The following is a 25,535-nucleotide window of genomic DNA, read 5'->3' as shown; positions in this document are numbered from 1 at the left end:
CGACATCACCCCCGGCTCCGGCCGACCCGGGGTCCGCGGAATCCGGCCGGGTGTGACGTGGTCGATACCGCCGGGGGGCCGGTCGCTAGGCTGGGGCGCTGTGACGACCGATTCGACCGGAAAAGCTTCCGCATCCTCCCGCGCCAATGCACCCCTGCGAGAAGCGGTGCGGCTCGGCCTGATCGGACTGGTGGCGCTGGCCGTCATCGTGATCCCCGTGGGTTGGCTCGTCGCCGGATCCCACGGCTTGTGGGGAGCGCTGATCGGGCTGGCGCTCGGCGGCCTGTTCGTGCTGACCACCGCGTTATTGGTGCTGTTCACCGCGTCGCTGCCCGCCACCACCGCCGGAGCGGTGATGCTCGGTGGCTGGCTGCTCAAGGTCCTGATCGCCCTCGGCGTCCTGTTCGCGCTGCGCGGCGCGACCTTCTACGACTCCGGCGTCTTCGGGATGGTGGTGATCGCCGCCCTGGTGGTGCTGCTGGGAGCAGAGACCTACGGCGTCATCCGGACCCGGGTGCCCTACGTCGACGACCCGGCTGACGAGCAGAAAGACCGATCCGACACCGAATAGAGCGACCTAGCCGTACGGTCGGTTATCGCCCTGTTCGACCTCCCGGGGAGGCGCACCCCCCTACACATCGTCGTAGGTGGGTTGCTAAGGTAACGCACAAGTGAGACGGGAATACGGGCAATAACGGCCCCCCGATTCACAAGCAGACACCTCTCTCCGCCGGTCAACCGAATGGTTCCCGGCGGTTGGTTGTGGTTTGCAGAAGTCGACGACAGTCGCCGACACCCGACAGACGCAGGATTGCCAAGGACGGCGATTCTGGGCAGCTGACGCTGATCGAGCCGACCCGTGTCGACTTCGACCGATCGTCTATGTCCGAGCGAACCCTCCGTATGACGTACGGGGGGTCCGAACACGGGGAGCTTGCGCTGAGCGTCATATATCTGGCCCAGGAGTCCGGGGGCTTCCACCCGCCGTCACTGGCGGACTTCTTCCCGCCTGCGGTGCTATTCGAGGGCACCATTTTCGAGCTCGACCGTCTGATGCTGATTCGTCTGCTGATGACCGCGGTGCTGCTGGCGTTCTTCTTCGTTGCCATGCGCAGCCCGAAGGTCGTCCCCAGGGGCATTCAGAACATCGGCGAGATCATGCTCGACTTCGTTCGGGTGAACATCGCCGACGAGGTCCTCGGCAAGGAACAGGGCAAGCGGTTCTTGCCGATCATCACCACCATCTTCTTTACGGTGTTGTTCCTGAACATGTCAGGTGTTATCCCCTTCCTGAACATTTCGTCGAACGCCCGCATCGGTATGCCGATCGTGCTGGCCGCCGTGGCGTACATCGTCTTCAACTACGTCGGCATCAAGAAGTACGGCGCCTGGAAGTACTTCCGCTCGTCGATCGTGGTGCCCGATGTGCCGATCGCGCTGCACGTGCTGCTGATTCCGATCGAGTTCCTCTCGACGTTCATCCTGCGGCCGTTCACGTTGACCGTCCGACTCATGGCCAACATGCTGGCCGGCCACATCATGCTGGTGCTGTTCTTCTCGGCGACCCAGTACTTCTTCTTCGAGGCCGCCGCCGGCATGAAGGTCTTCGGTGTGTTCTCCCTGGCCGCGGGCCTCGGATTCACGCTGTTCGAGATGCTGATCATCTTCCTGCAGGCCTACGTCTTCGCCCTGTTGACCGCGGTCTACATCGATCTGGCCCTGCACGCCGACTCGCACTGACGCGCCACCAGGCGTCGGAGCGAAATACCTGAAGAGAACTTGACTCGCCACCAGAACCGGCGGCGGGCAACAGAAAGGGAACCAACACCACCATGAGCGTCGCGTACCTGGCACAGGAAACCATCAACCAGGAAATCAACGGAGCGGGATACGGCGCGATCGGTTACGGCCTGGCCGCCATCGGTCCGGGTATCGGCGTGGGCATCGTCGTCGGTAAGGCGATCGAGGGCATCGCGCGGCAGCCCGAGCTGGCCGGCCAGATCCGTACCAACATGTTCCTCGGTATCGCGTTCACCGAGGCCCTGGCGCTGATCGGCCTCGTCGCCGGCTTCATCTTCTGATTCCGATGGCAGCATCCACTACCTTGCTGGCGGCCGAGGACGTCAATCCTCTCCTGCCGGCCACTTATGACATCACCTGGTCGATCGTCTGCGTGGCGGTCATCGGCTTCTTCTTCTGGAAGTGGGTGCTCCCGCGGTTCCAGAAGGTCCTCGCCGATCGCACGGAGAAGATCGAAGGCGGCATCCGCCAGGCCGAAGAGGCCCAGGCGGAGGCGAAGGCGGCGCTCGAGCAGTACCGCGCCCAGCTCGCCGAGGCTCGTCAGGAAGCGGCGAAGATCCGCGAGGAGGCCCGTCTCCAGGGCCAGCAGATCATCGACGAAATGCGTGTGCAGGCTCAGGAGGAGAGCGATCGCATCGTCGCCGCCGGTCAGCAGCAGCTGAACGCGCAGCGGCAGCAGATCGTCGCCGAGCTGCGCGGCGACCTCGGTCGTACCGCGGTCGACCTCGCGGAGAAGGTCATCGGCGAGCAGCTCTCCGACGACGTGCGCCGGGCGGGAACCGTCGATCGGTTCCTGGCGGAATTGGACAACGTCGGGGCGGAAACGTCCGTTCGATGATGGCAATCTCGAACCTTCGTTCGGGGACGGCAATCTCGAACCTACGTTCGGGACAGAAGATCGGTCCGGCAGACGGTCGGCTCGGTCGACAGGAAGGGCAGCAGCATGTACGCAGCCAGTCGTGAGGCGCTTGCGGCCACTCGGGCGACGCTGAGGTCGAGCCTCGACGCGTCCGGATCCGACGTCGCCCCCCTCGCGGGGGCGGTCGGCTCGGAGCTGTTCGCGGTGGTGGACCTGCTGGACAAGCAGCGTCCGTTGCGTGTGGCGCTCTCCGACCCGTCGACCGATCCGACCGGGCGGGCTCGCCTGGCGGACGCGGTCTTCGGCGGCAAGGTCTCCGCGGCCACCCTGGCGACCGTCTCGCGGGCGGTCTCCCGGCAGTGGTCCTCGAACCGCGATCTGCTCGATTCGCTCGAGCGGCTCGGTCGTGAGGCCCTGCTGAAGTCGGCCGAGGCGCAGTACCAGCTCGACTCGGTCGAGGACGAGCTGTTCCGCTTCAGCCGGATCGTCGCGGCCAATCCCGAACTCGAGCAGGCGCTGTCGAACCGAACCTCCGAGCCGGCGGCCAAGCAGGACCTCCTGCGTCGGCTGCTGTACGGCAAGGTCACCGCGGTCACCGAGGCGCTCGTCCAGCAGGCGATCGGACGGTTGCGCGGCGCTCCCGCCGATGCGCTCGAGGACGTCTCCCGACTGGCCGCGGAGAGTCGCGATCGGGCGGTTGCGGTGGTGACCAGTGCATCCGAGCTGACCGAGGGCCAGCGCTCGCGTCTGGCCCAGACCCTCGAGCGGATCTACGGCAAGCCCGTGATCGTCCACGCGGAGGTCGACCCCGAGCTGATCAGCGGCTTGGTGGTGCGGGTCGGTGACGAGGTGATCGACGGTAGCGGTGCCGGCCGGCTGGCACAATTGCGCAGGAACCTGCGATGACATACGCGGGAACCGCGGTGACATACGCGACCACCGCGGCGATGTGCGCGGTGGTCGCGGTGGAAGCCGCAGGTTCCCGCGGCGGCCGCCGCCGGCGACCATCCGCACACATTTCCGATTGACACTTTAGAACCGATAGAAGCCGGCGAGGCGAATGGCCGACAGGTTTCACGAACCCGGAGAGCAGGAAACACCATGGCGGAGCTGACGATCTCGTCCGATGAGATCCGCAGTGCTATCGACAACTACACCGCGAGCTACTCCCCGCAGTCGTCGCGGGAAGAGGTCGGCGTGGTCGCCGATACCGGCGACGGTATCGCCCACGTCACCGGTCTGCCCTCGGCGATGACCAACGAACTGCTGACCTTCCCGGGCGGCGTACAGGGCGTGGCGCTCAACCTCGAGGATCGCGAGATCGGTGCGGTCATCCTCGGCGACTACGAGCACATCGAAGAAGGCCAGCAGGTCACCCGCACCGGCGAGGTGCTCTCGGTGCCGGTCGGCGACAACTTCCTCGGCCGCGTGGTCGACCCGCTGGGCAACCCGATCGACGGACTCGGCGACATCGTGGCCGAGGACCAGCGCGTCCTCGAGCTCCAGGCGGCCTCGGTGCTCGAGCGCCAGCCGGTCAAGGAGCCGCTGGCCACCGGCCTCACCGCGGTCGACGCGCTGACCGCCATCGGTCGGGGACAGCGCCAGCTGATCATCGGCGACCGCAAGACCGGCAAGACCGCGGTCACGGTCGACGCGATCATCAACCAGAAGAAGAACTGGCAGTCGGGCGACCCGAACAAGCAGGTGCGCTGCATCTACGTCGCGATCGGTCAGAAGGGCTCGACCATCGCCGGCGTCAAGGCCGCTCTCGAGGAGCACGGCGCGCTGGAGTACACCACGATCGTCGCGGCCCCCGCGTCCGACTCGGCCGGCTTCAAGTGGCTCGCCCCCTACACCGGCTCGGCCATCGGCCAGCACTGGATGTACCAGGGCAAGCACGTTCTGATCGTCTTCGACGACCTGACCAAGCAGGCCGAGGCCTACCGCGCGATCTCGCTGCTGCTGCGCCGCCCGCCGGGCCGCGAGGCCTACCCGGGCGACGTGTTCTACCTGCACTCCCGTCTGCTGGAGCGGTGCGCGAAGCTGTCCGACGATATGGGCGGTGGCTCGATGACCGGCCTGCCGATCATCGAGACCAAGGCCAACGACGTCTCGGCGTTCATCCCGACCAACGTCATCTCGATCACCGACGGCCAGTGCTTCCTCGAGTCCGACCTGTTCAACAAGGGCGTTCGCCCCGCGATCAACGTCGGTATCTCGGTCTCCCGCGTCGGTGGTGACGCGCAGACCAAGGCGATGAAGAAGGTCGCCGGCTCCCTGCGTCTGGAGCTGGCCCAGTACCGCGAGCTGGAGGCGTTCGCCGCCTTCGCCTCCGACCTGGACGCCGCTTCCAAGGCCCAGCTCGAGCGCGGTGCCCGCTGGGTCGAGCTGCTCAAGCAGGACCAGTACAGCCCGGTCTCGGTCGAGGATCAGGTCGTTTCGATCTACCTGGTCGACAAGGGCCTGTTCGACTCGGTCCCCGTCAGCGACGTGCGCCGGTTCAACAGCGAACTGCTCAGCGACCTGCACCACCAGGTCCAGGGCGCGTTCGACTCGCTGCAGGGTGGCTCCACCCCGCTGGACGAGGAGAACGGCAAGGCGGTCATCGAGGCCACCGAGAACTTCAAGCTCGGCTACGTCACGGCGGACGGCCATCGGGTGGTCAACGAGGCCGAGGCCGACACGCTCGACGCCTCTGCGGTCGACAACGAGGAAATCGTTGTCACCCGCAAGACCGTGAAGCGGTGACCGGACGCATGACCGAGGCACACAAGCAGACGACGAGGCGAGCGGAGGTGACCGATGGCCGGCATTCGTGAGTTGCGCTCGCGCATTCGTTCGACCAACTCGATCAAGAAGATCACCAAGGCGCAGGAACTGATCGCCACCTCGCGGATCACCAAGGCGCAGGCGCGGGTCGAGGCGGCCCGCCCCTACTCCAAGATGATCACGGTGACGCTGACCGAGCTGGCCAGCGGCTCGCCGCGGCTGGACCATCCACTGCTGACCGAGCGTGCCACCCCGAAGCGGGCCGGCATCCTGGTGGTTACCAGCGACTCCGGCCAGTGCGGCGCCTACAACGCGAACGTGCTTCGGGAGACCGAGGAACTGCAGCAGCTGATCCGTCAGCGTGGCCTCGAGCCGGTCGTCTTCGTGATGGGCCGCAAGGGCCTGGGCTACTACACCTTCCGCGATCGCGAGGTCGGTGGTTCGTGGACCGGGTTCTCCCAGGCCCCGACGTATGCCGACGCCGCGAAGGCCTCGCGCCTGCTGGTGAAGCTGTTCATGGCCGGCGCCGACGAGCAGGTCACCGTCGAGGACGGCCACACCCTGGCCGGAATCGACGAGCTGCACATCGTCTTCACGACGTTCGTGTCGATGCTCTCCCAGCAGCCGACGGTTCGTCGGGTGGCTCCGCTGTCGATCGAGTACCGCGACGAGATCGTGGAGCTTGGCGAGGACATGCTCGCCGACGGTCCGAAGGCGGGGGAGGTCACGGCGCAGTACGAGTTCGAGCCGGACGCGACGACGCTGCTGAGCTCGCTGCTGCCGAAGTACGTCGGCACGCGGATCTACGCTGCCCTTCTCGATGCCGCGGCATCCGAGTCGGCCGCCCGTCGTACCGCGATGAAGGCGGCCACCGACAACGCCACCGAACTGGTCAATTCGCTGACCCGCGAAGCCAACCAGCTCCGTCAGGCGCAGATTACCCAAGAAATCAGCGAGATCGTCGGCGGCGTCGACGCGCTCGCCGCGAGCGCAGGAAGTGACTGACACATGACCGCAGCTGTATCGGATTACACCGGATCCGGGACCCCTTCGGCCACCGACGGCCGAGTGGTCCGGGTCATCGGGCCGGTGGTGGACGTCGAGTTCCCGCGCGGCGCGATCCCCGACCTGTTCAACGCCCTGCACGCCGACGTCACCCTCGCCGCGGTGGCCAAGACGCTGACGCTCGAGGTTGCCCAGCACCTCGGCGACAACATCGTGCGCACCATCTCGATGCAGCCGACCGACGGTCTGGTTCGCGGCACCGCGGTGCGCGACACCAATGCGCCGATCTCGGTGCCGGTCGGTGACGCGGTCAAGGGGCACGTGTTCAACGCCCTCGGCGACTGCCTCGACGATCCGTCGGTGGGCCTCGACGGCGAGCGGTGGGGCATCCACCGCAAGCCCCCGGCCTTCGACCAGCTCGAGGGCAAGACCGAGATCCTCGAGACCGGCATCAAGGTCATCGACCTGCTGACCCCGTACGTCAAGGGCGGCAAGATCGGTCTGTTCGGTGGTGCCGGTGTCGGCAAGACCGTTCTGATCCAGGAGATGATCACCCGTATCGCGCGGGAGTTCTCCGGAACCTCGGTGTTCGCCGGCGTCGGCGAGCGCACCCGCGAGGGCACCGACCTCTTCCTCGAGATGGAGGAGATGGGCGTTCTTCCGGACACCGCGTTGGTGTTCGGTCAGATGGACGAGCCGCCGGGCACGCGTATGCGCGTGGCGCTCTCGGCGCTGACGATGGCGGAGTACTTCCGCGACGTCCAGCACCAGGACGTGCTGCTGTTCATCGACAACATCTTCCGGTTCACCCAGGCCGGTTCCGAGGTCTCCACGCTGCTCGGCCGTATGCCGTCCGCGGTCGGTTACCAGCCGACCCTGGCCGACGAGATGGGCGAGCTGCAGGAGCGGATCACCTCGACCCGCGGCCGCTCGATCACCTCGCTGCAGGCGATCTACGTCCCCGCCGACGACTACACCGACCCGGCGCCCGCGACCACCTTCGCCCACCTCGACGCGACGACGGAGCTCTCCCGTCCGATCTCGCAGAAGGGCATCTACCCGGCCGTCGACCCGCTGACCTCGACCTCCCGCATCCTGGAGGCCTCGATCGTCGGTGACGAGCACTTCCGGGTGGCCAACGAGGTCAAGCGGATCCTGCAGAAGTACAAGGAACTGCAGGACATCATCGCCATCCTCGGTATGGACGAGCTCTCCGAAGAGGACAAGGTCACCGTCGGCCGCGCGCGTCGTATCGAGAAGTTCCTCGGCCAGAACTTCATCGTCGCCGAGAAGTTCACCGGCCAGCCGGGCTCGGTCGTGCCGTTGACCGAGACGATCGAAGCCTTCGACAAGGTCACCAAGGGTGAGTATGATCACTTGCCTGAACAGGCGTTCAATAGTTGTGGTGGACTCGACGACGTCGAGAAGGCCGCCGCCAAGATCGCCGGAAAGTAGTCACCGATGGCCGATCTGAACGTCGAGGTTGTTGCCGTCGAGCAGCAGGTGTGGAGCGGCACGGCCTCGATCGTCAGTGCGCAGACTACCGAGGGTGAGATCGGCATCATGGCCGGACATCAGCCGATGTTCGGTCAGCTGATCGAGTCGGGGGTCGTCAGCGCGACGACTCCGGACGGCGAGCGTAACGTGTGGGCGGTTCACGGCGGCTTTCTCGCCGTGACCTCGACGCACGTGACGGTGTTGGCCGAGTGGGCCGAGCCGGTCGCCGAGATCGATGTGGACGCCGCACGTGCGGTACTGGCGAATTCCGAGGCTTCCGAGGAAGACGTCGTCATCGCCCGCAGCCGCGTTCGCGCAGTGGAAAGAGCCTGATCTTCACAGATTGAGCCGAGGCCGCGAGGGAGCGAGCTATGCAGTTGATGTTGATGGTGATCATTGGCATTGCCATGCTGCTGTTGCTTGCTCTCCTCGCGGTCTCGCTCTATCGGTTGATGATGGTTCGCGCCGGCGGGGCGTCGGTGATCCTGCGCCGAGTACCCGCCGCCCCCGGAGCGGGATGGCGCCACGGAGTCCTGCGGTGTCGCGAGCGGGATCTCGTCTTCTTCAAGCTGACCAGCCTCAAGCTCGGCCCGGACGAACGGATCGCACGACAGGGCATCGCCATCGGGGAGCGTCGCTCCGCGGTAGGCAGCGAGTTCGACATCATGACCGCCGATACACGCATCATCGTGATCGGCTCACCCGGCCAGGCCTACGAGGTCGCCTTCGACGACGACGGCTCGACCGCCTTCCTCGCCTGGGTGGAATCGCGCCCCTCCGAGCGCCTCCAGCGCGGCCGTATCAGCCGCGCCTCCTGACCGTCCCTCTCTTCCACCCGGGTGGGCCGCTGTTCAGCGTTCGCCACCGGGCTTCCACAGCACGTCGCCGCCGGGATTGGCGACCCGCGCCAGCACGAACAACAGATCCGACAGCCGGTTGAGGTACTTCGCCGGCAGTACCGACGTGCCGTCGGGGTCCGCGTCGACCGCCGACCATGCCGCCCGCTCGGCCCGCCGCACGATCGTGCGCGCCTGGTGCAGCAGCGCCGCCGCCGGGGTGCCGCCGGGAAGGATGAACGAATTCAGCGCTGCCAGTTCACTATTGAACTCGTCGCACCACTTCTCCAGGCGGTCGATGTAGTCCTGCTCGACGCGCAGCGGCGGATACTTCGGCTCGGCGACCACCGGGGTGGACAGGTCGGCGCCGACATCGAACAGATCGTTCTGCACGTGGCCGATCACCGCGCGCAGCCGCTCGTCGGGCGCACCGAGCGCCAGGACCACGCCGAGGGCGCTGTTGGCCTCGTCGCAATCGGCGTAGGCGACCAGACGGGGGTCGTTCTTGCTGACGCGGGAGAAGTCGCTCAGCCCGGTCGTGCCGTCGTCGCCGGTGCGGGTGTAGATGCGGGTCAGATGTACCGACATGGAGGTCACGGTACCGGGCCGCGCGTGCTCCCCGGGTGCGTTCGATGCGCGATCCGCGCAGGTCGACGCGCGCGGGCGGGTGCGGCGGTGCGATTCGGGCCGGTGGCACGGTCGGTGGTCCAACCGCCGCCGGGATCGCCGGGATGGAATTGTCGGACATGCCCTAGGCTGCACGTGTGACGGACCGCTTCCTTGTCGCCGGTGGCGCGCGCCTCGTGGGTGAGGTGGGCGTCGGCGGAGCGAAGAACAGTGTGCTCAAGCTGATGGCCGCGGCATTGCTGGTCGAGGGAACCACCACGATCACCAACGCCCCCGATATCCTCGACGTCCCGCTGATGGCCGATGTGCTGCGCGGCCTCGGCTGCGAGGTCGAGATCGCCGGCGACGTCGTGCGCATCACCGTCCCGGCCGAGCCGAAGCACCAGGCCGACTTCGCCGCCGTCCGGCAGTTCCGCGCCTCCGTCTGCGTCCTGGGCCCCCTGGTGGCCCGCTGTCGCCGCGCGGTGGTCGCCCTGCCCGGCGGCGACGCGATCGGCTCCCGGCCGCTGGACATGCACCAGGCGGGCCTGCGGCTGCTCGGGGCGCACAGTGAGATCCAGCACGGCTGCGTCGTCGCCGAGGCGACCACGCTGCACGGCGCCAATATCCGGCTGGCCTTCCCGTCGGTCGGTGCCACCGAGAACATCCTGATGGCCGCGGTGCTCGCCGACGGCGTCACCGTGATCGACAATGCCGCCCGCGAACCCGAGATCATGGATCTGTGTTCGATGCTCGCCTCGATGGGCGCGCAGATCGCCGGTGTGGGCACCTCGACGCTGACCGTGCAGGGTGTGCGCCGACTGACCCCGACGGTGCACCGGGTGATCGGCGACCGGATCGTCGCCGCCACCTGGGCCATCTGCGGCGTGGCCACCTGCGGGGACGTCACCGTCAAGGGTGTCGACTATCGGCACCTCGGCGTGGTCCTGGACAAGCTGCGCGCCGCCGGCAGCGAGGTGACCACCGCGCCGGACGGCTTCCGCGTCGTCCAGCGGCAGCGGCCCACCGCGGTCAACTTCGCCACCCTGCCCTATCCGGGCTTCCCGACCGACCTGCAGCCCCTGGCGATCGGTCTGGCCTCGATCGCGAACGGCTCGACGATGATCACCGAGAACGTCTTCGAGGCGCGGTTCCGCTTCGTCGAGGAGATGATGCGCCTGGGTGCCGACGCGCGCACCGACGGCCACCACGCCGTCGTTCGCGGTGTCCCGCGCCTGTCCAGCGCCCCGGTCTGGTCGTCCGATATTCGGGCCGGCGCCGGCCTGGTGCTCGCCGGCCTGGTCGCCGACGGCATCACCGAGGTGCACGACGTTTATCACATCGACCGCGGCTACCCGCAGTTCGTGGAGAACATGCAGCGCCTGGGCGCCGACGTGCGCCGGGTCAGCGATCCCGACTGAGTCGATCCGGTGTGCATTCCTCTTCCGCACAGCGCGGCCGAGGAGACTATTGCCGCGGCGCCGCGCTGACGCGAACCATTGCACAGCCGTCCCGGCTCACCACCTGCCTTCCGGCTACCGCGTGCCGGTCGACGCTTCCCGGTCCGCTTCGATCCCGTCGGCGGCCTGCTCGGCCCGCGGACGGGCCAGGGGAGTGGGTGTCGGGCGTCCCCGCAGCAGGACCTGTTCGCCGACCGCCCACTCGCGGGCGACCCTCGGTTCCGCCGCCCGGACCGTCGCCTCGCTGGCGAGCAGCCGTGCCGGATCGGTCTTGGCCAGCTCCGCCAAACGGGCGGCCTCGTTGACCGGATCCCCGATCACCGTGTACTCGTAGCGGCGATCGGCGCCGACGTTCCCGGCCACGGCGGTGCCGAAGGAGATGCCGCCGGCGGCCTCGCATTCGGGCATCTCCGCCGCGAGGCGCCCCCGTATGCGCACCGCGGCGGCCAGGGCGGAGCCGGCCGGATCCGGGTTCGGGGCGGGAGCACCGAAGACCGCCAGCACCGCGTCGCCCTCGAACTTGTTGACGATGCCGCCGTGGTGGAGCACCTCGTCGACGACGATGCCGAAGAAGCGGTTGAGCAGGTCGACGACCTCGGTCGGCGGCCGCGACGCCGCCAACTCGGTCGAACCGATCAGGTCGATGAAGTAGGCGGCGATACGCCGTTCCTGGCCGCCGAGTTCCGGGTCGTCCCGCAGCGCCGCCTCGGCGACCTCGGCGCCGACCTGGCGGCCGAAGAGGTCGCGGATGCGTTCGCGTTCCAGCAGGCCCTCGGCCATCCGGTTGAAGCCGCTCTGCAACCGGCCGAGCTCCGACCCGTCGAAGACCGACAGTTCGACGTCGAGGTGACCGGCCTGGACCCGGTCCATCCCCGCGCGCACGGATCGGATCGGAGCGGTGATCGCCGCGCTGGTCATCAACATCAGCGCCGGCCCGATGATCAGGATGATCCCGCCGAGGCCGAGGATGGCGATCGCCATGTCCATGACGGTGACGTCCTCGCGGATCATCGAGGTGATCGCGATCATGATCAGGCCGAGCACCGGCACACCCGAGCCCAGCGCCCAGGCCATGATCGTGCGACCCGCGACGCCGGTCAGGCGGACGCGGGCCGGTCGGCCGCTCGCGAGCGCGCGGGCCGCGGCCGGGCGCAGCGCGAACTCGCTGAACAGGAACCCGAAGGCGGCGACCACCAGCCCGCTGAGCGCGACCACCGAGGTCACCTTGACCAGTCCATCGAGGTCGACGAGGGCGGTGACCGTGCCCAGGACGAGCAGGCCGCCGGTCCACATCGTCAGATTCAGCCGGGTCAGCCGCCAGGGCATCACCAGCGCGGCGCGTTGCTCCTTCGGAGTGGGCTCGCGACCGGTGAAGCTCCAGCGCAGGCTGTTGAGGGTGCGGATCGTGCCCCAGCCGGCGCCGATGACGAAGGCGACAACCGTATAGGTCGGGCCGGCGATCGCCAGGGGGACCAGATAGGGCGGTTGCAACAGATTGGGCCCCGGGACCAGCAACAGCAGGGCGGGGATCAGCGCCGCGCCGACCGCGTTGGCGCCGACGAGGAAGACGGTCAACAGGATCTGGACGCGGGCGCGACGCAGCCTGCTGGACTCGTCGCGGCCGCCGAGCAGACGTGAGCCCAGCGGGGCCGGCGACCGATCACGGGGCGACAGACGCATGTGGCGAAGGTTAGTGGGCGTCACCGGGGGCAGGGCAGGCGCCGGGGGTGTCCTAGTCTTGGCCGGGTGCGACTGGTGATAGCCCGATGCCGGGTGGACTACGTGGGTCGACTGACAGCGCATCTTCCGCTGGCGACACGCCTGCTGCTGATCAAGGCGGACGGCTCGGTGAGCATCCATGCCGACGACCGCGCCTACAAGCCGCTCAACTGGATGAGCCCGCCGTGTTGGCTCACCGAGGAGGGCGGCGACGAGGGCGAGGTCGCGCGGTGGGTGGTGACCAACAAGGCCGGTGAACAGCTGCGCATCGGGATCGAGGCGATCGAGCACGACAGCGCGCACGACCTCGGCGTCGACCCCGGCCTGGTCAAGGACGGTGTCGAGGCGCACCTGCAGGAACTGCTCGCCGAACAGGTCGAAACCCTCGGCGCCGGGTACACCCTGGTGCGGCGGGAGTTTCCGACCGCGATCGGCCCGGTCGACCTGCTCTGCCGCGACGCCAACGGTGGCTCGGTGGCGGTCGAGATCAAGCGCCGCGGGGATATCGACGGTGTCGAGCAGCTGACCCGGTACCTGGAACTGCTCAACCGCGATCCGCTGCTCGCGCCGGTCAGCGGGGTCTTCGCCGCCCAGCAGATCAAGCCGCAGGCGCGCACCTTGGCCACCGATCGGGGGATCCGCTGCCTGTCGCTGGACTACGACGGCATGCGCGGCGCCGACGATTCGGAGTTCCGGCTCTTCTGAGCGCCCCGAGCCGAGCGCACCGAGCCGAGCGCAGCGGGCCGATCCGGTTGCGATCGGGCAGATCGGATCGCGCGTGGGCCGGGCGTCTGCTCGTACCCTGGTGGGGTGCCGCGTCGAAACAACTCCCGCCGGGACCGCAGTGGGCGGTCATCGGGTTCGGATGCACCCTTCGAGGTCACCGCGACGTTCGGAGCGCGCCGGGTCGACAGTGGTCCCAGCGCGCACGGCGACGAGGAGTACGCCGTCCGCACCATCCCGGGGGAGCGCGCCACCAAGGTCTACCGATGCCCCGGCTGCGATCAGACGATCGCGATCGGGATCGCGCACGTCGTGGTGTGGCCGCTGGACAGCGGGGGAGTCGACGAGCGCCGCCATTGGCATCGCGGCTGCTGGTCGGGTCGGCGCACCCGTGGCGTCACCCGCAAGTGGTCCTGACACCTCGCCCCCGGCGGCGGCCGACGCATCGAACCCCCATCCGACCGTAACGACACGACTGTGCCCCCGAGTCCGGGACTCGGGGGCACAGTCGTGATGTACTGCGGGCCCGCGATGTCCTACGGGCCGGTCGGCGTCAGTTCTTCGACACCTTCTGGACCCCGTTGGAGGTCGTATCGGTGACCGACACGGACACCGAGTCGTCGTCGACCGGGGTGTAATCGCCGGAGCCGCCGTCGAGCAGCTCGCTCTCCCGGTTGACCGAGGAGAGCATCGCGGGGACCGAATCGAGCTGGCCGCGAATACCGAGCAGCTGGGCGAGCACCCGGCCGCGCAGCACGCGCAGTTCCTCGGCCAGTTCCCGAGCGTGCGCGATCTTGCGATCGGCCTGCTCGGTGGCGGCCTGCACCCGACGACGCGCTTCGCTGGTCGCCTCGGCGATCCGGCGCTCGGCGTCCGCCTTGCTGGTCTTCTCGAGCTCCTCGAGAGCGGCGACCGCCTTGGCGCGACGGTCGGCCATCGTGATCTCGAAGTCCTCCTGGACCGCGACCCGCTTGGCCTCGGCCTCGGCGTCGAGCCGATCCCGATCGGCCTGCCCGGCCTCGATGATCCGAGCCGCCTCGGTGCGAGCGGCGGCCATCGTCTGTTCGTGTTCGATATCGAGAGCGGAGCGCTTCTCCTTCAGCTCCGCCACGAGCGACTCGTACTCACCGCGGAGCTGGGAGCCCTCCTGCTCGGCGAGCGAGATCATCTCGGCTGCCTCGGCCTCGGCCTTGGCGCGCACCTCGGAGGCCTCATCGGAGGCCAGCCGCAGCATGCGGGAGATACGGTCGGACATGCCCTCGGCCGTCGTCGGCGGCACGGAGAGGCGGTCGATGTCTTTGCGGAGCTCGTCGATCTCGTCCCTGGCGTCCTCGAGCTGGGTAGCCAGATCCCGCGCCTGTGCGGCCGCCGCATCGCGGTCGGTAGCGGTGACGCGGAGCTCTGCGTCGAAACGCTCGAAGTACCGCTGTACCTCGTCGCGATCGAACCCCTTGCGGACAATGGTGAAGGGCAGATTGACCGGCCCGCCGTTCAGGTCGTTTGGCATGGCGATAACTTACCGGTCCTCGTGAAGGTTTTGAGCGCTTGTTACACGCTCGTGGTCGGATGATGGCTCAACGAGCTCGATCAGCACACCACCGGCGTCCTTCGGGTGAATGAAGTTGATCTGGGATCCGCCGGTGCCGCGCTTGGCGGCATCGTACAACAGTCGAACGCCCCGTTCTCGGAGGAAGGTCTGAACTGCTTGCAGGTCGGTGACCCGATAAGCAAGCTGTTGGAGACCCGGGCCGTTGCGGTCGATGAATTTGGCGATCGTCGAGGACGAATCCAGTGGTGCCAGCAGCTGCAACGCGGTGTCGTTGGCGGTGCCGGGGTACCCGAGCATCGCCTCTCGCACACCCTGCTCGACATTGATTTCCTCGTGGGTGACCACCATGCCCAGATGGGTGGCGTACCACTGCGCCGCGGCGTCGAGATCGGGCACCGCGATACCGACATGATCGATGGCGGTGACCAGGCCGGCCGCGATCGCGTCCGTGGGGGTGTTGGTCGGGACGGCTGTCATTTGTCCACGATATCGCGGCTTTCGAGTGGCCGGGTCGCGGGCTCGCCGGATGCGTACAAAGATCGGTGCGGGCGACCATTGTTGGCCGATTGTACAAAGGCTTCCGGGCGGTCGGATGGCGACCAATCGCCGTGCCGAGGGACACGATGGACGATGTGGCGGGCGGCGACCGCGATGGAAGGCCGACGGCTGAGACGACAGACGTGGTGGACGACACGGTCGCGAGCGCACGAGCCGTTGGCACAATGGTCGCCATGTCGACACCCCAGCTGCCGGTCGGTCCGGCCGATCACCCGCTCGTCATCAAGCTCGCGAAGACCTTCCGCTACGTCGCCTTCGCCGAGGCGCTGAGCTGGTTGGGTCTGCTGATCGGGATGGGCTTCAAGTACCTCGCCGACCCCGGCACCGAGGTGGGTGTCCAATTCTTCGGACCGGTGCACGGCGCCATGTTCGTGCTCTACGTGATCGTCGCGATCGCCGCCGCTCTGCACTTCCGTTGGTCGCCCGCCGTGGCGGTTGTCGCCCTGCTGGCGAGCATCCCGCCGTTCGCCACCGCGGTCTTCGAGATCTGGGCCTCGCGCACCGGCCGGCTGGTGCGCCCGGCGGACGCCGCTGCCGCCGCCTGACGCACTCCCACCGGCGGTGATGCTGCCGGGGTCGCTCACCGCGCCGCTCCCACGGGGTGACAGGATGACCACGTGACAGGACCTGGATCTTCCTCCTCCGGCCGTCCGGCGGCCGCGGTGGCCGCCGCGATGTCGGGTGCCGTCGATCTCTCGGGGCTCAAGGCGCGCGCCGAGGCCAAGAATCAACCGCCTGCGGCCAATGGGATCAGCCCGGCTGTGGTGATCACCGAGGCCAACTTCGAGTCCGACGTTCTGCAGCGTTCGATGCAGGTTCCGGTCCTGGTCGACCTCGGTGTCCCGCGGGCGCCGCAGTCCGCGTCCTTCACCGCGCTGCTCGAGAAGCTCGCTATCGAGGACGCCGGCGCATGGGTGCTGGCCAAGGTCGACGTCGAGGCGAATCCGCGTATCGCCCAGGCGTTCCGGGTGCAGACGGTGCCGATGGTGATCGCGGTGGCCGCCGGTCAGCCGCTGGCAGATCTCGAGGGACCGCAGCCCGAGGAGGCCGTGCGCCAGTGGCTCGCCGCGATCGCTCGCGCGGTCGAGGGCAAGCTGTCGGGCGCTTCGGGCGCCGATGACGCCCCCGAGCCGGAGGACCCCCGCTTCGTCGCCGCCGATACCGCCCTCGCGGACGGCAACCTCGAGGCCGCCGCCGTCGCCTACCAGGCGATCCTCGACGTGGAGCCCGGCAATGTGGAGGCCCGCAGCGGCCTGCGCTGGGTGACCTTCCTGAGCCGCGCCGCCGACATCCCGGCCGATGCGGTCGAGCAGGCCGCCGCCGCGCCGGACGATATCGACAAGCAGTTCGCCGCCGCGGACGCCCTGGTCCGCGATCAGCGCGAGGAGGACGGCTTCGGGGTCCTGATCGCCGCCGTCGCCGCCACCTCCGGAGATGACCGCACCCGGGTGCGTACCCGCCTGATCGAACTGTTCGAGCTCTTCGAGCCGAGCGACGAGAAGGTCGTGGCCGCGCGCCGCAAGCTGGCCCTCGCGCTCTACTGATTCGGCCGCGGCACCGATCCGGCTGCGGACCAACACGTTCGATCCGAGACATCGGCCGCCCACGGACCCATGAGGGACCGGGGCGGCCGACGTATGTGCGGGTTCAGTTGTAGCGGCTGGTGCAGGCGAACTGGTCCTGCAGGACGCCGATGCGGAACGCCTCGACGCGGGTGAAGCCGCTCAACACGGTGTTGCCGTCGACGTCGGCGGCGGCCAGGCCGTTGTCCAGCAGCCCGGAGACCGCCTCGTCGAGATCGCCGGGGGACAGGAGCACTTCGGTCCCCGGGTTCCGTTCCGGACTGATCGCGGCCGTCGCGACCCCCGACAGACAGGCGGTGCGCAGCGCGATCGAGGCCCCCTGCACAGGCCTGCCCTGACGGTTCTGCTGGGCGAGCACCATCCGGGACAGGAACAGGATGTAGGCGCCGAAGTCGCCGCGCACGATGCGGGGGACCAGATCGTTGGTCTGCAGGGGAACTCCGTGGGCGGCCAGCGCCGCGACGTCGACCCCGATCGTGTCCGTGGACGGGCAGTACGACACCGGATGGGTGGTCTGCGCGTCGGTGCAGTTCAACTCGGCGCCGGAGAAATCGACCGTTGGCGCCGGATCGAGGCCCAGGACCGTCGAGAACGTCCGGGTGAACATCTCCAGCGAGTCGCGGGTGACCGGGAACTCACCATCGTCGTCGACGCCGAAGTAGCGGGGCAGGGTCGCGCGCCGGGTTTCGATCTCGGGCATGTCGATCGACGTGCAGATCCGCGAACCGTTGATGAAGCCCATCTGGGTGGCCGTCACGCGCTCGAAGGCCGACCCGTGGATCAGGGTCGGATCGCCCGGCGTCGCGTCGCGCACCGAGACGATCGTTTCCAGCACCGAGGACAGCCCGTCGGTGGTGTTGATGGTGAAGCGCTCCGCGCGGTCCTGCGCCACATGCCGGATGAAGGCGCCCGCGAAGCAGTCCGCCTGCTGCTCGGCGACGATTCCGGGCGTATCGCGGTTGATCAGACCGGATTGATACTGGACCGAGTGGCCGTATTCGTGGGCCAGGACCACGACGACCGCCATCGGCCCGAACGCGTCGATCAGCTCGGGGAACAGGGCGCCGCGATCCCAGCCGATCGACTGGTCGGTGACGCAGAAGCCGGCGTTCGGGAAGCCGGCGGTGTCCTCGCCGCAGAACTGCGGGCTGCGCCGGTCGAAGGCGTCCCAGGACAACAGCTCCTGCGCCGGCGTGAAGGAGCCGCCGAAGATCTGCGGATAGGTCGTCTGCCAGTAGTCCTCGATATCGGCCAGCGCGTTGACCGACAGGACGTCGATATCCGAGCCGTCGGTGTTGATGACCGTCCGCTGCGCGTCCGGTGCGCCCTCGCGCGGCCCGGAGGGGCCGGTCGATGTCGGCAGGCCGCCGACCTCGGAGGGATCGACGATCACCGGGACCGCCGTGCCCTCGATGACGCTCACCCCGCAGCCGGTGACCAGCGCGGCGACGGTCACCAGGCTCAGGACCAGTGCGCCGAACCGGCGCCGGGGCCGACCGGATCCGGGGCGCGGGTCATCGCCGGGGGAGCTCGGGGTGGACCCGCGCGTCGTCGATCCGGCCGGCACGGTATTCGCTATCCCTCGGTATGCGGGGCGAGCCAGATCGCACCGAGCGGGGGCAGGACCAACTGCGCCGACGCCGGCCGACCATGCCAGCCCTCGTTCCGGGCGGTGACCCGGCCGAGGTTGCCCACCCCGGACCCGCCGTAGATCTCCGCGTCGGTGTTGAGGATCTCGTCCCACTCGCCGGCGAAGGGCAACCCGATCCGATAGTCCGCGTGCGCGGAGCCGGAGAAGTTGAACATGCAGGCGACCACGGCGCCGTCCGGCCCGTAGCGCAGGAAGCTGAAGACGTTGTTGGCGTTGTCGTTGGCATCGATCCACTCGAAGCCGTCCGGCCGCGAGTCGCGCGTATAGAGCGCCGGCCGATCGCGATAGGTGCGGTTGAGGTCGCCGACCAGTCCCTGGATGCCCCGATGCAGCGCCCCGATCCCGGGGGCGTCGAGCAGCCACCAGTCCAGGCCGCGCCCGTCGGACCACTCCGCCTGCTGGCCGAACTCCTGGCCCATGAACAGCAATTGCTTACCCGGATGCGCCCACATATAGGCGAGCAGGTTGCGGACCCCGGCGGCCTTGGACCAGTCGTCTCCCGGCTCCCGCGACCACAGCGTGCCCTTGCCGTGCACGACCTCGTCGTGGCTGATCGGCAGGACGTAGTTCTCGGCGTAGGCGTACATCATCGAGAACGTCATCTGATGGTGGTGGTAGCTGCGATAGACCGGGTCGTAGGTCATGTACCCGAGGGTGTCGTGCATCCAGCCCATGTTCCACTTCATCGAGAACCCGAGGCCGCCGACGGTGGTGTCGCGGGTGACGCCGGGCCAGGCCGTCGATTCCTCGGCGATGGTCAGCACACCGGGATGCAGCTTGTGCACGGTGGCGTTCATCTCCTGGAGGAAGGCCACCGCCTCGAGGTTCTCGCGGCCGCCGTACTTGTTGGGCTCCCAACCGCCGTCCGGGCGCGAGTAGTCGAGGTAGATCATCGAGGCGACGGCGTCGACGCGCAGGCCGTCGACGTGGAATTCGCTGACCCAGTAGAGCGCGTTCGCGACCAGGAAGTTGCGCACCTCGGTACGACCGAAGTCGAAAACGTAGGTGCCCCAGTCGAGTTGCTCGCCGCGACGCGGGTCCGGGTGCTCGTAGAGGGCGCTGCCGTCGAAGCGGGCGAGCGCCCAATCATCCTTGGGGAAGTGGGCGGGAACCCAGTCGATCAGCACGCCGTAACCGGCGGTGTGCAACCGATCGACGAAGTAGCGGAAGTCGTCCGGGCTACCGAACCGCGAGGTCGGCGCGTAGTAGGACGTCACCTGGTAGCCCCACGAGCCCCCGAACGGGTGCTCGGCGACCGGCAACAGCTCGACGTGGGTGAACTGCGTCTTGTCCAGATACTCCACCAACTGGTCGGCCAGCTCGCGGTAGGTCAGACCCGGCCGCCAACTCGCGGCGTGCACCTCGTAGATGCTCAGCGGCGCCGAGGTCGGCTCGGTGGCCGCGCGCTTGGCCAGCCAGGCCTCGTCGGTCCAGACGAAGGACGACTCGGTGACCCGCGAGGCGGTCGCCGGCGGCAGCTCGGTGGCGAAGGCCATCGGGTCGGCCTTGTCGCGGACCGATCCGTCACTGCCGTGGACGCGGAACTTGTACGTGCTGCCGGGGGCGATGTCGGGGGCGAAGAGCTCCCAGACGCCGCTCGACCCGAGGGCGCGCATCGGCCAGGTATGGCCGCCCCAGCCCTCGAACTCGCCGATCAGGGTGACGCCGACGGCGGCCGGCGCCCAGACGGCGAACGACGTACCGGAGACGTCGCCGTCCGGGGTCGTATAGGTCCGCGGGTGGGCGCCGAGGACGTCCCAGAGCCGTTCGTGCCGACCCTCACCGATCAGGTGCAGGTCGACCTCGCCGATCGTCGGCAGGAACCGGTAGCCGTCCGCGACGGTCACGTCCTGGCCGGGGTAGTTGACCACCAGGCGGTAGTCGATCAGGTTCTCGATCGGCACCTCGGCGGCGAAGACGTCGTGGCCGATCGGTTCGAGCGGATGGTCGACGCCACCGATGCGCACGGCGACCTTGTCCGCGCCGGGGCGCAGCGTCCGAATCGCCGTGCCGCCCGGCACGGCGTGCGCACCGAGGATCGCGTGGGGATCGTGGTGGGTGCCGGCGGACAATCGTTCGAGGTCCGCCTCCGCTGGGATCGCGTTCACGACTGCACCCTCCGAACCGAGTCGAGACGGACCGACTGCGGGACGGTCGGCAGCGCGATGATGTGCGCCACCGCCTTCGCCGGATCGAGTCGGATGTAGTTGGTGGCACCCCAGTCGAAGACCTGGCCGGTCACCTCGTCGGTGACCGACATGCGCTCGTGCCATTCGCGGCCGATCGCGTCCATGTCGATCGACAGGTTGCCCTCCTCGACCACGAACGGATCGAGGCTGATCACCACCAGCACGCAGTCGCCGGTCACCGCGTCGATCTTCGAGTAGGCGATGATCGCCTCGTTGTCGACGGTGTGGAAGTGGATATTTCGCAACTGCTGCAGCGCCGGATGGGCCCGACGGATCGCGTTGAGCGAGGTGATCCACGGCTCCAGGGACTCGCCGCGGGCCTTGGCCGCCTCGAAGTCGCGCGGACGCAACTGGTACTTCTCCGAGTCGAGGTACTCCTCGCTGCCCTCGCGCACCGGCAGGTGCTCGTAGATCTCGTAGCCGCTGTAGACACCCCAGGTGGGGGAGAGGGTCGCCGCGAGCGCCGCCCGCAGCGCGAACATGCCCGGACCGCCGTTCTGCAGGGTCTCGTGCAGGATGTCCGGGGTGTTGACGAAGAGGTTCGGGCGCGACTGATCGGCCTTGGCGGCGATCTCCTTGCCGAACTCGGTCAGCTCCCACTTGCTGGTACGCCAGGTGAAGTAGGTATACGACTGCGAGAAGCCACGTCGGGCCAGACCGTAGAGGCGTGCCGGCCGGGTGAACGCCTCGGCGAGGAAGAGGACCTCCGGATTGGTCTGCTTGACCTCCGCGATCAGCCAATGCCAGAAGTTCGCCGGCTTGGTGTGCGGGTTGTCGACCCGGAAGATCTTGACGCCCAACCAGATCCACTTCTGAACGACCCGAAGGACCTCGGCCCGAATCTCCTGCGGCCGCTTGTCGAACTCGATCGGGTAGATGTCCTGGTACTTCTTGGGCGGATTCTCCGCGTAGGCGATCGTGCCGTCGGGCAGCACGGTGAACCACTCGGGGTGGTCCTTGGCCCAGGGGTGATCCGGCGCGGCCTGCAGCGCGAGGTCGAGCGCGATCTCGAGCCCGAGCTTCTTGGCCTCGACCACCAGTTCGCGGAAGTCCTCCTCGGTCCCGAGTTCGGGGTGGGTGGTGTCGTGTCCGCCGTCGGCCGAACCGATCGCCCAGGGGGAACCCGGATCGGTCGGGCCGGGGGTCAGCGTGTTGTTGGGACCCTTGCGGTTGACGTGGCCGATCGGATGGATCGGCGGCAGGTAGACGACGTCGAAGCCCATGGCGGCCACTCGCGGCAGCGCCGCTGCGGTCGTCGCGAAGGTGCCGTGCTTGGGGGTGCCGTTCTCGTCCCAACCCCCGGTCGACCGGGGGAACAGTTCGTACCAGGAGCCGACCAGGGCGCGACGACGCTCGGCGAGGATGTGGATCGGCTCGCTGGTGGTGATCAGGTCCCGCAGTGGCCACCGGCGCAGCAGTGCGGTCACCTCGGGGGAGAAGGCCGGAGCCACCCGGGCGGGCAGATGCTCGTCGCTGCGCAGCGACTTCGCCACCTCGGCGAGGCGCTCGCGCTCGGCGTGCGGGACCGCGCCGGACGCGCGCTCGAACAGCAGCGCTCCGACCTCGAGATCGTTGGCGAGTTCCGCCTGGCCCTGTCCGGCGCCGAGCTTGGCCTCGATCGCGTGCCGCCACGTGGCGATCGGATCACTCCACGCCTCGACCCGGCAGGTCCACAGGCCCTCGACCGACGGGACGACCATGCCTTGGTAGACGTCCGGTTCGGGGCCTTCGATCAGAAGTTCGCGGTGTGCGCCGCGGGTTGGTCCGCGCAGGACCAGGTTCGCACCGAGCGCGTCGTGCCCTTCGCGCCAGACGGTCGCGGCAAGCGGAAACGCCTCGCCGACAACTGCTTTCGCGGGAAAGTCATCGGACGTGAGCGGTCGGAGATCATCGATGGCGATGCGGCCGGCCACGGGGCGGCTCCCATTCTGTGTCGAGACGATCGGACCAGAATTACCGTAGTCCACAACCCGTCGGCGCGAGCATGCGACGCCGTGCTCGACCACCATTCGACGCCGATACGTGATCACCGCGACCCTCCGAGTTCTCCTGCAGGATCGGTAGGGCTCGGTAAGCTCGCCAGTCGTGAAAGCACTGCGTCGGTTCACTGTCCGCGCCCACCTCCCACAACGCCTGTCCGGGCTCAGCGAGCTCGCGACCAACCTGCGCTGGTCCTGGCATCTGAACACTCGTTCGCTGTTCGAATCGATGGATTCGGACCTGTGGCAGCGGACCGGGCAGGACCCGGTTCGGTTGCTCGGTGAGATCGGTAACGCCCGGCTCGACGAACTGGCCGGCGACGACGACTTCGTCGGTCGCATGGAGGGGGTCCTCGCGGAGCACCGTGAGTACCTGACCGGTCCGCGGTGGTTCCAGAAGCGGGTGGACGACGGCGCGGAGTTCCCGGCGGGGATCGCCTACTTCTCCATGGAATTCGGTGTCTCCGAGGTGCTGCCGAACTATTCCGGCGGCCTCGGCATCCTGGCCGGAGACCACCTCAAGGCGGCGTCGGATCTCGGTCTGCCGCTGATCGGCATCGGCCTGTGGTACCGGATGGGGTACTTCCGGCAGAGCCTGACCGCCGACGGCTGGCAGCAGGAGCACTACCCGTCCTTCGACCCGCAGGGGCTGCCGCTGTCGCTGCTGACCGAGCCGAGCGGTGCGCCGGTGCTGATCCGGGTCGCGATGCCCGGCGGTCGCACGCTGCGGGCGCGCGTGTGGGTGGCGCAGGTCGGCCGGGTGCCGCTGCTGCTGCTCGACTCGGATATCGCCGACAACGACGCCGAGCTGCGGTCGGTCACCGACCGGCTCTACGGCGGCGACCAGGACCACCGCATCAAGCAGGAGATCCTGGTCGGCGTGGGCGGCGTGCGCGCGGTGCGCGCCTTCACCCGGCTGCGCGGCCTGCCGGACCCGACGGTCTACCACCTCAACGAGGGCCACGCCGGCTTCTGCGGGCTCGAGCGCATCCGCGAGCTGACCAGCTACGAGGGTGGCGGCCTGGACTTCGACGCGGCCCTGGCGGCGGTGCGCGCCTCGACCGTCTTCACCACCCATACGCCGGTGCCCGCGGGTATCGACCGCTTCCCGGCCCAGCTGGTGCGCTACTACTTCGGCGATCATCAGTCCGATTCGACCCTGCTGCCCGGTATGCAGGTCGACAAGATCCTCGACTTCGGACGCGAATCCGATCCGCAGGTGTTCAACATGGCCCATATGGGTCTGCGGATCGCGCAGCGCGCCAACGGTGTCTCCAAGCTGCACGGCGAGGTCAGCCGGGGCATGTTCAACGGCCTGTGGCCCGGATTCGACCAGGGTGAGGTGCCGATCGGATCGGTCACCAATGGCGTGCACTCCTGGACCTGGGCGGCGCCCGAGTGGCAGGAGCTCGCGATCCGCGAGGCCGGCGTCGAGCGCATCGAGGATGCCCGCGGCTGGGAGCTGCTCGACCGGCTCGATCCCAAGGAGCTGTGGGATATCCGGTCGGCGCTGCGCAGCCATCTGGTCGGCGAGGTGCGACGCCGGGTGCGGGCCGCCGGTCTCGAGCGCGGCTCCTCCGCCGCGGAGCTGACCTGGACCGACTCGGTCTTCGACCCGGACGTGTTGACCATCGGCTTCGCCCGCCGCGTGCCGACCTACAAGCGCCTGACGCTGATGCTGCGCGATCCGGAGCGGCTGCGGGCGATCCTGCTCAACGCCGATCGTCCGGTGCAGCTGATCGTCGCCGGCAAGGCCCACCCGGCCGACGACGGTGGCAAGGCGCTGATCCAGCAGATCGTGCGGTTCGCCGACGAGGCGGACGTGCGGCATCGGATCGTCTTCCTGCCCAACTACGACATGGCGATGGCCCGTTGGCTCTACTGGGGTTGCGATGTGTGGTTGAACAACCCGCTGCGTCCCCTGGAGGCCTGCGGTACCTCGGGCATGAAGTCCGCGCTCAACGGCGGTCTGAACCTGTCGATCCGCGACGGGTGGTGGGACGAGATGGCCGACAGCAGCAACGGTTGGGCCATCCCGACCGCGGACGGCGTGACCGACGAGCATCGCCGCGACGACCTCGAGGCCTCGGCGCTCTACGAGCTGATCGAGAACGCGGTGGCCCCGACGTTCTACGACCGCGGCGAGGACGGCATCCCCGGCCGGTGGGTCGAGATGGTGCGCCACACCCTCAAGACCCTGGGCCCAAAGGTGCAGGCCTCGCGCATGGTCCGCGACTACACCGTCGGCTACTACGGTCCGGCCGCCGCGGCGACCGCCCGCGTCTACGCGGACGACTTCGCCGGGGCCAAGGCGCTCGCCGGCTTCCGTCGCTCGGTCAACGACGCGTGGCCGTCGGTGCGGGTGGTCGACGTCGACGCCTCCGGTCTGCCGGACTCGCCGGAGCTCGGCGCCGATATGCAGATCCAGGCCCGGATCGACCTGGCGGGCCTCGCGCCGTCGGACGTGTCGGTCCAGGCTCTGGTGGGTCGGGTCGACGATCAGGACTTCCTGACCCCGGCGGCCACCGTCGAGCTGTCGTACGCGGAGGCGTCCGATTCGCTGGAGCTGTTCACCGGAACGGTGGCGCTGCCGGTGACCGGTGCGGTCGGCTACACCGTACGGGTGCTGCCGAAGAACGATCTGCTGGCCACCCCGGCCGAATACGGTCTGGTGCGCCTGGCGTAAGCGGCCCTTCCGACTCGCACGATCCGTGACTACCCGGGCCCGCCCCGGTCGGCCGGCACCATGAAT

General features: G+C 68.4%; 23 protein-coding genes. 16 read left to right on the top strand and 7 right to left on the bottom strand.

Annotated features, from left to right (window positions below):
• Positions 1-100: 100 nt before the first annotated feature.
• From MB1_RS06480 to MB1_RS06435, 10 genes are all read left to right on the top strand, one after another.
• The gene (locus tag MB1_RS06480; RefSeq protein WP_174531936.1) at positions 101-571 is read left to right on the top strand and encodes a Cg1360 family ATP-synthase-associated protein; all 471 of its coding nucleotides are present in this window, start codon (positions 101-103) and stop codon (positions 569-571) included.
• Positions 572-903: 332 nt separating this feature from the next.
• Complete coding sequence (gene atpB / locus MB1_RS06475; protein WP_169801609.1) at positions 904-1,740, top strand: F0F1 ATP synthase subunit A; 837 nt, start codon at positions 904-906, stop codon at positions 1,738-1,740.
• A gap of 92 nt (positions 1,741-1,832) precedes the next feature.
• The gene (locus MB1_RS06470) at positions 1,833-2,081 is read left to right on the top strand and encodes an ATP synthase F0 subunit C (protein WP_066904888.1); all 249 of its coding nucleotides are present in this window, start codon (positions 1,833-1,835) and stop codon (positions 2,079-2,081) included.
• Positions 2,082-2,086: 5 nt separating this feature from the next.
• On the top strand, positions 2,087-2,638 hold the full coding sequence (locus tag MB1_RS06465) for a F0F1 ATP synthase subunit B (protein WP_066904886.1): 552 nt from the start codon (positions 2,087-2,089) through the stop codon (positions 2,636-2,638).
• Positions 2,639-2,743: 105 nt separating this feature from the next.
• Positions 2,744-3,565 carry a F0F1 ATP synthase subunit delta gene (locus MB1_RS06460; RefSeq protein ID WP_066904884.1) on the top strand — a complete coding sequence of 274 codons (822 nt, stop codon included), beginning with the start codon at positions 2,744-2,746 and terminating at the stop codon, positions 3,563-3,565.
• Between the two features lie 195 nt (positions 3,566-3,760).
• Positions 3,761-5,407, top strand: a complete 1,647-nt coding sequence (gene atpA, locus MB1_RS06455) for a F0F1 ATP synthase subunit alpha (protein WP_066904882.1) — start codon at positions 3,761-3,763, stop codon at positions 5,405-5,407.
• Positions 5,408-5,461: 54 nt separating this feature from the next.
• Positions 5,462-6,433, top strand: a complete 972-nt coding sequence (locus tag MB1_RS06450; protein ID WP_066904880.1) for a F0F1 ATP synthase subunit gamma — start codon at positions 5,462-5,464, stop codon at positions 6,431-6,433.
• A 3-nt stretch (positions 6,434-6,436) separates the two neighbouring features.
• On the top strand, positions 6,437-7,888 hold the full coding sequence (gene atpD, locus MB1_RS06445; RefSeq protein WP_066904878.1) for a F0F1 ATP synthase subunit beta: 1,452 nt from the start codon (positions 6,437-6,439) through the stop codon (positions 7,886-7,888).
• Between the two features lie 6 nt (positions 7,889-7,894).
• Positions 7,895-8,263 carry a F0F1 ATP synthase subunit epsilon gene (locus MB1_RS06440; protein WP_066904877.1) on the top strand — a complete coding sequence of 123 codons (369 nt, stop codon included), beginning with the start codon at positions 7,895-7,897 and terminating at the stop codon, positions 8,261-8,263.
• Between the two features lie 53 nt (positions 8,264-8,316).
• The gene (locus tag MB1_RS06435; RefSeq protein ID WP_066905064.1) at positions 8,317-8,748 is read left to right on the top strand and encodes a DUF2550 domain-containing protein; all 432 of its coding nucleotides are present in this window, start codon (positions 8,317-8,319) and stop codon (positions 8,746-8,748) included.
• Between the two features lie 33 nt (positions 8,749-8,781).
• Here MB1_RS06435 and MB1_RS06430 read toward each other — a convergent pair whose 3' ends face one another.
• Positions 8,782-9,354 (bottom strand): cob(I)yrinic acid a,c-diamide adenosyltransferase, encoded by a 573-nt coding sequence (locus MB1_RS06430; protein WP_066905062.1) that lies wholly within the window; start codon positions 9,352-9,354, stop codon positions 8,782-8,784.
• A 176-nt stretch (positions 9,355-9,530) separates the two neighbouring features.
• Here MB1_RS06430 and murA point away from each other — a divergent pair, with 176 nt between their 5' ends.
• Positions 9,531-10,793, top strand: a complete 1,263-nt coding sequence (gene murA / locus MB1_RS06425; protein WP_066904876.1) for a UDP-N-acetylglucosamine 1-carboxyvinyltransferase — start codon at positions 9,531-9,533, stop codon at positions 10,791-10,793.
• A 114-nt stretch (positions 10,794-10,907) separates the two neighbouring features.
• Here the strand turns inward: murA and MB1_RS06420 are convergent, their stop codons facing one another.
• Positions 10,908-12,512, bottom strand: coding sequence for an adenylate/guanylate cyclase domain-containing protein (locus MB1_RS06420; protein ID WP_066904874.1), 1,605 nt, complete (start codon positions 12,510-12,512; stop codon positions 10,908-10,910).
• A gap of 66 nt (positions 12,513-12,578) precedes the next feature.
• Here MB1_RS06420 and nucS point away from each other — a divergent pair, with 66 nt between their 5' ends.
• Positions 12,579-13,256, top strand: a complete 678-nt coding sequence (nucS, locus tag MB1_RS06415; RefSeq protein WP_066904872.1) for an endonuclease NucS — start codon at positions 12,579-12,581, stop codon at positions 13,254-13,256.
• 105 nt (positions 13,257-13,361) lie between these two features.
• Positions 13,362-13,691, top strand: a complete 330-nt coding sequence (locus MB1_RS06410) for an Rv1322 family protein (protein WP_066904870.1) — start codon at positions 13,362-13,364, stop codon at positions 13,689-13,691.
• 136 nt (positions 13,692-13,827) lie between these two features.
• Here MB1_RS06410 and MB1_RS06405 read toward each other — a convergent pair whose 3' ends face one another.
• Together MB1_RS06405 and mce are read right to left on the bottom strand one after the other, a co-directional pair.
• Complete coding sequence (locus MB1_RS06405; RefSeq protein ID WP_245650045.1) at positions 13,828-14,781, bottom strand: coiled-coil domain-containing protein; 954 nt, start codon at positions 14,779-14,781, stop codon at positions 13,828-13,830.
• 9 nt (positions 14,782-14,790) lie between these two features.
• A complete protein-coding gene (gene mce / locus MB1_RS06400) occupies positions 14,791-15,300 on the bottom strand; it encodes a methylmalonyl-CoA epimerase (RefSeq protein ID WP_066904868.1) in 510 nt (169 codons plus the stop codon).
• 254 nt (positions 15,301-15,554) lie between these two features.
• Between mce and MB1_RS06395 the strand changes: the two genes are divergently transcribed.
• Both MB1_RS06395 and MB1_RS06390 read left to right on the top strand, forming a co-directional pair.
• On the top strand, positions 15,555-15,926 hold the full coding sequence (locus MB1_RS06395; protein ID WP_066905060.1) for a DUF3817 domain-containing protein: 372 nt from the start codon (positions 15,555-15,557) through the stop codon (positions 15,924-15,926).
• A 129-nt stretch (positions 15,927-16,055) separates the two neighbouring features.
• The gene (locus MB1_RS06390) at positions 16,056-16,925 is read left to right on the top strand and encodes a tetratricopeptide repeat protein (protein WP_066905058.1); all 870 of its coding nucleotides are present in this window, start codon (positions 16,056-16,058) and stop codon (positions 16,923-16,925) included.
• Between the two features lie 103 nt (positions 16,926-17,028).
• Here MB1_RS06390 and MB1_RS06385 read toward each other — a convergent pair whose 3' ends face one another.
• The 3 genes from MB1_RS06385 to MB1_RS26290 all read right to left on the bottom strand — a co-directional run bounded on the left by MB1_RS06385 (position 17,029) and on the right by MB1_RS26290 (position 22,717).
• A complete protein-coding gene (locus tag MB1_RS06385) occupies positions 17,029-18,435 on the bottom strand; it encodes a neutral zinc metallopeptidase (protein ID WP_066905056.1) in 1,407 nt (468 codons plus the stop codon).
• A gap of 104 nt (positions 18,436-18,539) precedes the next feature.
• Positions 18,540-20,723 carry a 1,4-alpha-glucan branching protein GlgB gene (gene glgB, locus MB1_RS06380; protein WP_066904866.1) on the bottom strand — a complete coding sequence of 728 codons (2,184 nt, stop codon included), beginning with the start codon at positions 20,721-20,723 and terminating at the stop codon, positions 18,540-18,542.
• Complete coding sequence (locus MB1_RS26290) at positions 20,720-22,717, bottom strand: maltotransferase domain-containing protein (protein WP_066904864.1); 1,998 nt, start codon at positions 22,715-22,717, stop codon at positions 20,720-20,722. The genes glgB and MB1_RS26290 overlap by 4 nt, the downstream gene beginning before the upstream one ends.
• Before the next feature lie 172 nt (positions 22,718-22,889).
• Here MB1_RS26290 and glgP point away from each other — a divergent pair, with 172 nt between their 5' ends.
• Entirely contained in the window at positions 22,890-25,469 is a 2,580-nt protein-coding gene (gene glgP / locus MB1_RS06370) for an alpha-glucan family phosphorylase (protein ID WP_066904862.1), read from the top strand.
• The last annotated feature ends 66 nt before the right edge of the window (positions 25,470-25,535 follow it).

Source organism: Millisia brevis NBRC 105863 (assembly GCF_001552615.1).
Lineage (GTDB): Bacteria > Actinomycetota > Actinomycetes > Mycobacteriales > Mycobacteriaceae > Millisia > Millisia brevis.
Note: the sequence above shows the minus strand (reverse complement) of the source record. Positions and strands in the feature narration are given on the sequence as shown.